Here is a 9,972-nt window from a genome sequence, read left to right on the forward strand (position 1 = left end):
TCAATTTATACCTACACCGAGCATATCCTGCATTCACCTGTATATTCAGTATCAGCTCTCACATATTCCTCAAGCATTAACTTCGGTATTCCAGGCGATAGAACACCTTCCTTGCATCCATACCGATAAACAGTAACGCCCTTGCATTTGAGTTCATAAGCTAAGGAGAACACACGCTTCACTGCCTGCCATGGCGCATCAGCAGGTAGATTCACCGTCTTAGAGACCGCATTATCGGTATATCGCTGGAACGCTGCCTGCATTCGCACATGCCACTCAGGCGAGATGTCAAGAGCAGTAACAAACACCCTTTTTACTTCCTCTGGAACACCTTCTATATCCTGTACTGAGCCCCGCTTTGCAATCCCGGTTATCAATTCTTTACTGTAAAACCCCTTCTCCTTCGCTATCGCTTCAAACAATTCGTTTATCTCCAGCATACCGCCCATTACGTTCCTAACAAATGCAACTGCGAATATAGGCTCTATCCCGCTGGAGCAGTTATGGACAAGGACGTTATTAGCAACGAAATTATGACAGCCTGGAACTTCCATATTATATGTATCAGTATAGCCATAAAATGAAACATCTACGACCCTGTGATTCTTCTGTTCTCTTGGCAAATTAGTCATCCGCAGAACAAAAGTTGGTTCTTGACCTTCTGCTTCAGGGAACCATAGACTCCTCTCAAAACTCCTAACCGAAGCTCCAATCTTCAAATTCCTCACTTCTTCATAGCTCCCATCGCTTAGCATCACCAGATGATCTGGGGTAGCTATTAGCTCGTCTCCAGTATCAAACTTGACCCTCCAAACCTCTGCTTTTTCTCTTGTTTTTCTTACCCCATAAGCTTTTCTGACTCTTATGGAATTATTATCGCAACAGTAAACATAAGGTTCTTTTCCTACCAAATCCTTTATTCTTTGTTTGCCTTCTATTGTAGAAATTAAAGTATCGCCATGAAGACAAGCGGCTATTATGCCTATTGTTCCCGTTGGTGCAATTGTGGTCACCGTAGCATTACGCATCGCATCGTATTTTGCGTTCCAAACGCTGAGCTCGAAGTTAGGGAAAGAGCCACGCTCACGACCGAGTTCAACAGAGCACTGTCTCGCCTCTTCTGTAAAGAACCGCATGAGCTTCTCAGCCAGCAAAAGCGCATCCTTTGAGTCATACGCTATCCCAAGCTTGATCAATAAGTCCGCGAAACCCATCACTCCGAGCCCTATCTTACGATTCGCCTTCGTTATCCGCTCTATCTCCGGCAATGGATACCTATTCACATCAATGACATCATCAAGAAACCTCACACAGAGCCTGATTGCTTCCCTGAGTCTATCCCACTCTATCTCTCTATCCCCGCTCTTAGCGAATTTCGCGAGATTGATAGAGCCCAGATTGCATGATTCGTACGCTAACAAAGGCTGCTCGCCACAGTTATGCACAACAAAACCATTGGCATCAAACGCATTTATTCCCGGAATTTTAACATCATAAACCTTCTCTACACCATCCGGAACTACTTCCTCTACGGATGCTACAAACCGTTCTCGATTCATTCTCATATTGTAATTCCGTATAGCCTTTTCAAGTTCTTCCATCTTCTCCGCATCATTAAATCCTACCCTCTCAGCGAAATACAATATGTTATCGTTAGAGATTACCAATTCATGCTGGGGTTTTGTAACCTTTGAGAATATCCCGAATCGTAAAAGCATACGTTGAACCACCTTAAGAATCCCGATATCACTCTGTGCCAGCCTTATGCTGACACCTTTTGATTGGTCCCCCTGAACTGAACCATCGGCATCAAAGAGCCCCTTTAATATACCTCTACAGAAATCCACCGATGTCCTCTCTATCTTCCTGGTTATCATCTTCATCCCGGGATTTGGATTTAATTCAAGCTCTTTCGCTAACCTTTTTATTGTTCCATCTCCCAGGAGCAAACCAATTAAATAGCCCTCACCCTCTATATATTCACCCTTAACGCCCCAATTACCATTACCAAAATCCCTGTGATTATTGATGATAATCTTATCGCCCGGCTTTAAATCCCCTGCATTGCTCCATTGCGTCTCAACTTTATATCTTGTTATTCTACCCGCTTTCATAACTGGATGGTCTGCTGTCAGACGTAATTCAAATCCTTCTGCTGTCTTCAATCGGTAAACCGGTTTCATTCCGGTCTCAAAGAATCCCTCTTCTGAACTCTCCCATTCCTCACCATTTACTATTGCAACAAACTTCTTGCCAATCAATTCCTCTATCTGCCGTGGACCCTCAGCAGTCATTATCCATGTATCTGCAGTTACACATGGATTCGTCGCTTCTATCTCGCCTGCTGCTGGTGTGGGATTGTGCCTGTTGATCTCATCTATAAACATGATACCGGGGTCACCGGTCTTCCATGCATAGGTTACGAGCTCATTAAAGACTTCCCTCGCATTTATTCGCTTCACTTCCTCGTTCGTCCGGGGATTCACGAGTCCATAATCCTCATCCCGCTCTACCGCGTGCATGAACGCATCGGTGACGGCGACCGAGATATTGAAATTTGGGAATCCACCACTCTCCTTCGCTCTTATAAATTCCTTTATATCAGGATGGTCAACCCTGAGAACGCCCATATTCGCTCCTCTTCGTTTACCGCCCTGTTTTATCACCTCCGTAGCGACATCGAAGACGCGCATGAAAGATACAGGACCCGATGCTATTCCACCGGTTGACCTCACTACATCGCCTCGCGGTCTCAGCCGTGAGAATGAGAACCCGGTACCACCACCCGACTGGTGAATTAATGCCGCATTCTTGACCGCATCAAAGATACTCACCATCGAGTCCGCAATGGGTAATACGAAACAGGCAGCGAGCTGCCCAAGCTCTGTGCCCGCATTCATCAATGTGGGACTATTTGGCAGGAATTCGAGGTTCCGCATCAATCTTAGAAAACCGCGTTCTATCTCATTCACTTCATCCATGCTCTTACCATAGTAACGTTCCGCACGAGCAATTGCACTCGCAACACGCTTCAACATCTGCATCGGACTCTCTACAACCTCACCACGGGAGTTCCTCAATAGGTATCGTTTTTTAAGCACCTCAACGGCATTCACCGAGAGTTTTAAATCGTCTCGCACGCCTATGAAGTGCTTCAGATATCGAAGTTCCGCATGACGCTGTCGGTAGAGGATATACGCCTTTGCAACTTTATCCAGACCCTCTCTTATCAGTACCTGCTCCACTATATCCTGTACATCCTCAACTGTTGGTATACGTATACGCCCATCAAATAGCTTATCTATCTCATTCACCACCTTCTTCGAGAGCCTATCGGCGAGCTCGCTGGCAACCTCTGCCTCTATGCCCACGCTCGTCATCGCTCTATAAAGCGCAGATGTAATCTTCATACGCTCGAATCTCACTACTTTCCCATCACGTTTTCTAATCCTTTCAGGCATTAGCATTATTACCTACCTATAATGATAGAAACAGGTTAAAATAGAAAGGATATGAGAATGAAAGAAGGGGAAGAGGAGCGGATAAAGAAGGATATAGCGCTCTTTGAGGAGAGCATCACGGAGCTTGGAGAAGGGGATTGGGAAGTGCTGGAGCTTGCGAGGGCGTATTGTGAAGATGCGAGGTATTACCTTGCGAAGGGCGATTATCTCACCGCTTTCGGCTGTATAAACTATGCGCATGGACTGATAGACGGCATAAAGGGGGTCATTGAGTTCGTAAGGAGACAGCAATCACAACCCAGATGATAAAGGGTACTGCCATCCATGCAACCCCAATTGAGGCATAAACCATCCTCGCAAATTCCGAATGGTTTATATACATGGGGAATCGTACCACTATGTCCAGAACATGCAGGAGAAACAAGACAGGGATTCCTATTACGAGTATCTCAATTCTCTTCTTCAACGTTAGCTTCGGTGTCACCACTGCTAACGCGATCAGAGGTACCAGATTGAAATTCACGAGATAAGCATCGGATAAATTCAATGCTCCGATTTCCAATTTTGTATATCCCATAGCGAGTAGAACAATCCTCGCGATGTAGAAGACCAGATTCTGGTACCATCTCCCTATGTAATACCAGCCTGCTAAGAAGATCGCAGCTACGACCAGGAACTCAATCAGGAAGAGCAAGAGCTGATTCCTGTTCAAATTCAATATCTCACATCTCTCTACCGCCTCTCTTCTACCCCTATCCCTCTCCACTCTCATTCGCTATCTTCAGCCATATCAGGAATAGTACCACCACGAATATTATAAATGAACCCTGCCATAGATACACGTGCACAAACTCCATCATATTGGGATTATACAGACCCACAAAGGTAAGTATGGCGATACGGAAGAGGTTAATCGCATAAAGGGCGGGTACACCAATGAGGATACCAAGACTCTTCTTCTTCAGCCTCGCGGGATATGCAAGGATACAGGAGCTATAAATGATCGCGGGAAAAACCGCGGTACATTCATCTATTATGTCCAGACTAAACCCGTTAACAGATAATATTGTACCTTTCACCGCCACATCCATGCCCGCTAATGAGAATATAGAAGCTAAGATCAACGCGGTGGCAGTTCTTACATGGAGCATAAGCCCTGACCCGGTTGTGAGATAATAAAAGAGATAAAAGACGAGACAAAGCATCAGAAAGGAGAAGACATACTTTTTTGTATTGCTCTTCTCTTTCTCTTCCCCCCCGCTATCTCTGGTATCGCGCTTCATTTTTACCGCTTAGTTGTTGATGGTAAAAAGAAAAGAAGATGTTCATCTTCTACTTCTACTTCTTCCTTTCAGATATCCGATTGCAATCAGCAGTCCGACTAAAACAGCAAGACCTGCAGGCATGAGTACCGGCACTTTCTGTGGGATTCTCACAATCGTTATAACTGAGCGGTTGATAGGCGGTGTCTCGTTTGACCACAACGTCGCGGTATTATTTATCACTGTGCCTTGAGGTACGAAAGGGTCTATTCTGACTTTAAATGTGGCTTCTTCTATTGCTCCTGGTTCCAGTGTACCTACATCCCAAATCAGCGTGTTGTTCGATATGAAGAACGTTCCACGATCGCTATCCGCTGCATCGGTCAGCGGTATACCAGTTAAGCTCATGCTCTCCCTTATATACGTCGTGTTCTCTGGTATTCCATCCTTTATCTTGACACCGGTAAGTGTGACTGTACCAGCATTGCGGAGGTGTATGGAGTATACAAGAGTATCATTTGGTGCAGCGAACTTCTTATCCACAGTCTTATAGGCAACTAAATTGTAGATCGGCTTCACAATGACCGTTGTAACTGCAAAATCACTGATTGGTAAGGTCTCATTGCTATCTATTGTGGCTACGTTTTGTATCAATGTTCCATTCACGAGATTACCATGAACTATCACCCGGAATGACTGCGTTCCAGATGCACCAATCCCAAGGTTGCCTATGTTCCATGTAATGTTACTATCATTGATACTACCACCACCGGATATACTCCCGTTCACCACTGTGGTATCTGCAGGAACTGCATCAGTCAAAATAACTTTTGTAAGGTTCAGGTTCCCGGTGCTGCTGTAATTTATCGTGTAGGTCAATATGTCGCCAGGGTGGCATTCTGCCCTATCAACCTTCTTGGTGATGGTGAGCCCGGGTATCTCCCTCATAATCTTCTCCCTTATCTTCTCCGGGAAGACCGTCCAATTAGCTGCTTCCATATAAAAGCCCGGTGATACCGCGCCTGGCTGTGGATACCTGAGCCGATACAGGAAATCCCGATTATATGGATATGGACGAGGTCCTTCATTCATGATATCAACACCCAGAACGTTCACTCTGTCAAAATATCCCTTCAGCACTGCATCATCCCTCGCCTGGAATGTGGCATCCACCGCAGCCTCGGGTACTTCTATGAAACCTCCACGTATCCAATTTGGACGTCCATCTGAAGATATGTCAATTATATGAAGGGCATCTTGTTGCGCAATACCAGCCTGAATAGCAGCTGTCAGAGTCTTATTCGCCAATATGAACGCTTCTGCCATGGGTGTGTGGTCTCCTGGCTGTGGCGTATTATTTATGGTATCAGCGATAGAATTTGCTACCGTCTGGTTAGTTATCACAGTGGGGGGGACTATCACCCTTGCGTAGGGTATGTAGCCAGGTGGAGCAGGTTTGTGGTAATAAAAGAAGTGTTCATGTGTGGGCGGGTATCCGAACATGATTACACATAGCAGGACAGAACCATCTTGGGGGATTACTTCCGGATCCTTTATCGCACAGGCATACCCGCGTAACTGCGTTGAATAATTCGCAGCACTTATACTGCCTGAACCATCCATCAAAAGAAATAAATCCACCTGCTCGGCAGTGCAAACAGCGATCAGAGTGGTCATCGTGCAAAGCAAAATCGCTACAATGAAGAATATCCACCTGATTCCCTTTCCTCCCTTCTTTTGGACATACATTTTTATGCTATCTCCATATAGAATTTACAGATGGCGGAGGTTACTAATATAACTTTCGGGTACATTTCAGATGGAGATGACAGAGGCTCAAGTTGTGTGCTAACACTATATGTGTTTGTGTTTATCTTGCCTTTCGTCACCTAAATTACAAGTCTCTTCTCGAATCTGGTCAGGTTCTCACAGCCGTTCTTATGCACGAGCACCATATCCTCCAATCGCACACCTCCTACCCCGGGCTCGTACAGTCCAGGTTCTATTGTTATCACATTCCCTTCCCGGAGAACGTAATCATTATCCCCAACACTTGGACTCTCATGCACATCCAGCCCCACGCCATGCCCTGTAAAGTGAATAAACCCTCTATTAGCGTGAGCATGGTTTCTTATCGTTTCATAACCCATATCCTCGAACATATCACATACCAGGTTATGGACATCGCTGCACATCACACCTTCCCTCACAGACTCTTCAGCAGACTCCTGTGCAAATTTAACTGCTTCGTACATCTCTTTTATTCTACTTGAAGGGTCACCACGCGATACCGTCCTCGTCATATCAGCGAAATATCGCCCGGATTTCAATCTTGGGAATATATCAATGATGACAGGTTCGTGTGCGAAGATGGTCCCGTGCCCTGAGAAATGGGGATTAGAAGCTTTCTTTCCACATGCCACTATCGGTTCGCCACCGTCACAACTGCATCCGGAATCGACCAGAGCATGTTCTATGGACGCTCTCACTCGCTCTGAGGTCAGTATCTCGCCATTTGCCACCAGGCGCTCACCATCAATTCTGGAGTTCCTTATCGCCTCTATCGCTACCCTCATTGCATGTTCACAAGCGCGTTGAGCTTTCTTTATGTATTCTATCTCCCATTCAGCCTTTGTTTCACGCTCTTTTGTCACTCCGAGCTCTTCCACTGGAGTTACTGTTATCCCTTCCTTCCGCAGCGAATCTGCGATAGAGACAGGGAAGTACTTCGGCACTTCAACCTCATCTATGCCCTCCTCCCGCAGTGCTTTTAATATTATCAGCTCATCACGTCTCTTATCCACGCTGGCACCGCCATAATCCGCTGTGGAACGAATTTCGCTCAAAATGGACTCTTTCTTCGCTCTCTCGTACTCCATTGGCGATACGATCAGGATAGCTTTGCCACGGGTGTTGCGGATAAAGATGAAGGGATCTAAAGAAAGAAATCGCGTGGCGTAATACATATCCGCGTTATGCGCGCTCCCACTGACCATGAGAAGAGCCTTCATCCTTCATCATCGCCTCCCATTTATACTCATCACATCAAACCATAACAAACCATAACTTACTTTATTTTATCTCTTCAGATATAAGGATAGATAAAAGATAAGATGAGGATGATAGGAGAGCGTCAGTTTGAGAAGGTGGATATAACGAGGTACGAAGTGAAGAAACTGGTTCTTATACCCTTAATCCTGCTACTCGCCTCTTTTGTAATTCTTGGATATACACAGGTGAGTGTGGGTTCACCGGTGCGTCTGGGAATGGACTTCATCGGTGGTACGATGGTGAAGATATCAACGGACAAGAGCGCGGATGAGCTGAGAGCGGAATTTGCAGATTTGCCACTGGTTCTGGTGGCTAAGACGGGGATAGGCAATGAGAAAAGGTTGGAATTTGATATATCCAGTGAATCACAGGAGTATCATAGGTTGCTCGACAGGTTAGAGATGCAATACGGGGGCAGATATGAGATAAAGACCATAAGTGCGGTATTTGGTAAACAATACCAGCGTCAGGCATTGTTTGCACTGATAACTGCCTTCTTGTTGATGGCTATTGTGGTATTTGTGGTGTTTCGAATCTTTGTTCCCTCTTTTGCCGTCGTCCTCTCTGCCTTCTCGGATATTACTATCGCCATCGCCTGCATGGACATAATAGGCATGAAGCTATCGCTTGGGACAGTAGCGGCATTACTCATGCTTATAGGCTATTCTGTGGACTCCGATATCTTACTCACTACCAATCTGCTCCGTAAGAAGGGCGAATTGTTTGATAATATCAGAAGTGCGATGAAGACGGGTCTAATGATGACCTCAACGACCATCGTTGCAATCTTTGCGATGTTCATTGTATCCTTTTTGATTGATATTACCATATTGAAGGATATATCAATCGTGCTCCTGTTCGGGCTTGTTATGGACCTGATGAACACCTGGCTGCTAAATGCAGGTATATTGCGGTGGTACATAGAGAGGAGGGAGTCGAAGAGGAAGAGGTACATAAAGCAGAAGCAGAGCAAGGGTGGGAAGAAGCGAGCGAAGTCATCATAGCATAAGCATAGATGGTCTACAAGATATTGATTGTGGGTTTGAAGGAGCTGGATGCGGGTAAGACGAGCCTTGCGTGTGCGATATTAGATTATTTTAGAGTGCAAGAGTACTCCGTATGCGGGTTCAAGCCGCGAGCCGGGAACAGCATCTGGTATGATTATGATGTGGTGCAGGAAGCGCTATCACGGGGTAGACTATATGGCAAGGATGCAAAGATGTTGAAGCTCGCTTCTACTCCAGGCTCTGTGAGTGCTGCATTAGAGGAGGAATTTGTCAATCCCTTCCACAGACTATGGACAGAGCCACCACACATCGATCCAGTGACCCGGATCCCTTATTTCGTCATTGACCGCGTAACGCTCTGGCGTAAATCGGAAGCCACGAATTTAGTGGTTGTGAATGATGCGTTACCGACAGAGTATAGATATGACGAGACTCTCTTCACTGAGTTATGTGCAGGGGCATCGCGTATCTTCCATGTTCATGACCTGAACACGCTGAATAAGCTAACGAGTGAGTATTATAATCGCGCAGCCGAGCAGGCGTTCATGTTGATGCGCAGGGAATATGATCTTATAGTCATTGAGAGTTATTCAGATGTGGCATTGCCATTGCCATATAGTACATTAAAGGACGTGGATGCTGTCATAGGTATAAAACCGGGCAAGATATTTGTATTTGAACCAGAGAAGTACCTCACAGCGGTACAACTTGAGGCTTCGATACGAATACGAGCAGAAGAGCTTTCCACATTGGAGATAATAGAGTTATTAAAGCCAGTTAGAGAGATAAGGGTGCCACCTCTCGTATCTGATGAGGTAATGCCGCAGTTGAAGAAGAGGGTTCCTCAGATACTCGAATGAAATAATGAAAGAGAAAATGGAAGCAAATGAAGAGGAACCTGTAGAGCGACTTGCGTCGAGAATCGAGGAGAGGATAAGATAAAGAGTTGTGAGAAGCATCATTGATGCACTTGGGGAACATTTATCCACCGGAAGAGATATTCAGAGAGGAGTGTGTGAAGAGTGTGGAAGAGGCAGAGAAAAGAGTGAAAGAAGGAAAAGCTAAATCTTTTAACCTATATTCCGCATTTATATATTTAACCCTCACCAAAATGTCACCATTCAGCAAGCCTTTGTAGGCTTACTTTATCCCTGAAACCCAAAGAAAAGGCAATGTCAATCAAAACGACAC

At 45.4% G+C, this 9,972-nt stretch carries 8 protein-coding genes; 3 read left to right on the forward strand and 5 right to left on the reverse strand.

Going from position 1 to position 9,972, the window contains the following annotated elements; translation table 11 throughout:
- Positions 1 to 11: 11 nt before the first annotated feature.
- Positions 12 to 3,425: a hypothetical protein gene (locus J7J01_08650; protein ID MCD6210934.1), complete on the reverse strand. Its 3,414-nt coding sequence runs from the start codon at positions 3,423 to 3,425 to the stop codon at positions 12 to 14.
- Between the two features lie 93 nt (positions 3,426 to 3,518).
- Between J7J01_08650 and J7J01_08655 the strand changes: the two genes are divergently transcribed.
- Entirely contained in the window at positions 3,519 to 3,767 is a 249-nt protein-coding gene (locus J7J01_08655; protein ID MCD6210935.1) for a DUF357 domain-containing protein, read from the forward strand.
- Here the strand turns inward: J7J01_08655 and J7J01_08660 are convergent.
- The 4 genes from J7J01_08660 to J7J01_08675 form a co-directional block, all read right to left on the reverse strand.
- Positions 3,727 to 4,233, reverse strand: coding sequence for a hypothetical protein (locus tag J7J01_08660; protein MCD6210936.1), 507 nt, complete (start codon positions 4,231 to 4,233; stop codon positions 3,727 to 3,729). The genes J7J01_08655 and J7J01_08660 overlap by 41 nt on opposite strands.
- Positions 4,214 to 4,744 (reverse strand): exosortase H, encoded by a 531-nt coding sequence (xrtH, locus tag J7J01_08665; protein ID MCD6210937.1) that lies wholly within the window; start codon positions 4,742 to 4,744, stop codon positions 4,214 to 4,216. Before xrtH ends, J7J01_08660 begins: the two co-directional genes overlap by 20 nt.
- Before the next feature lie 42 nt (positions 4,745 to 4,786).
- Positions 4,787 to 6,472, reverse strand: a complete 1,686-nt coding sequence (locus J7J01_08670; protein MCD6210938.1) for a DUF11 domain-containing protein — start codon at positions 6,470 to 6,472, stop codon at positions 4,787 to 4,789.
- Positions 6,473 to 6,612: 140 nt separating this feature from the next.
- Complete coding sequence (locus tag J7J01_08675) at positions 6,613 to 7,719, reverse strand: aminopeptidase P family protein (protein ID MCD6210939.1); 1,107 nt, start codon at positions 7,717 to 7,719, stop codon at positions 6,613 to 6,615.
- Positions 7,720 to 7,842: 123 nt separating this feature from the next.
- Here J7J01_08675 and J7J01_08680 point away from each other — a divergent pair, with 123 nt between their 5' ends.
- Positions 7,843 to 8,778: a protein translocase subunit SecF gene (locus tag J7J01_08680; protein ID MCD6210940.1), complete on the forward strand. Its 936-nt coding sequence runs from the start codon at positions 7,843 to 7,845 to the stop codon at positions 8,776 to 8,778.
- Positions 8,779 to 8,789: 11 nt separating this feature from the next.
- Positions 8,790 to 9,641 (forward strand): hypothetical protein, encoded by an 852-nt coding sequence (locus tag J7J01_08685; GenBank protein ID MCD6210941.1) that lies wholly within the window; start codon positions 8,790 to 8,792, stop codon positions 9,639 to 9,641.
- The last annotated feature ends 331 nt before the right edge of the window (positions 9,642 to 9,972 follow it).

This window comes from Methanophagales archaeon (genome assembly GCA_021159465.1).
Classification (GTDB): Archaea; Halobacteriota; Syntropharchaeia; order Alkanophagales; family Methanospirareceae; genus G60ANME1.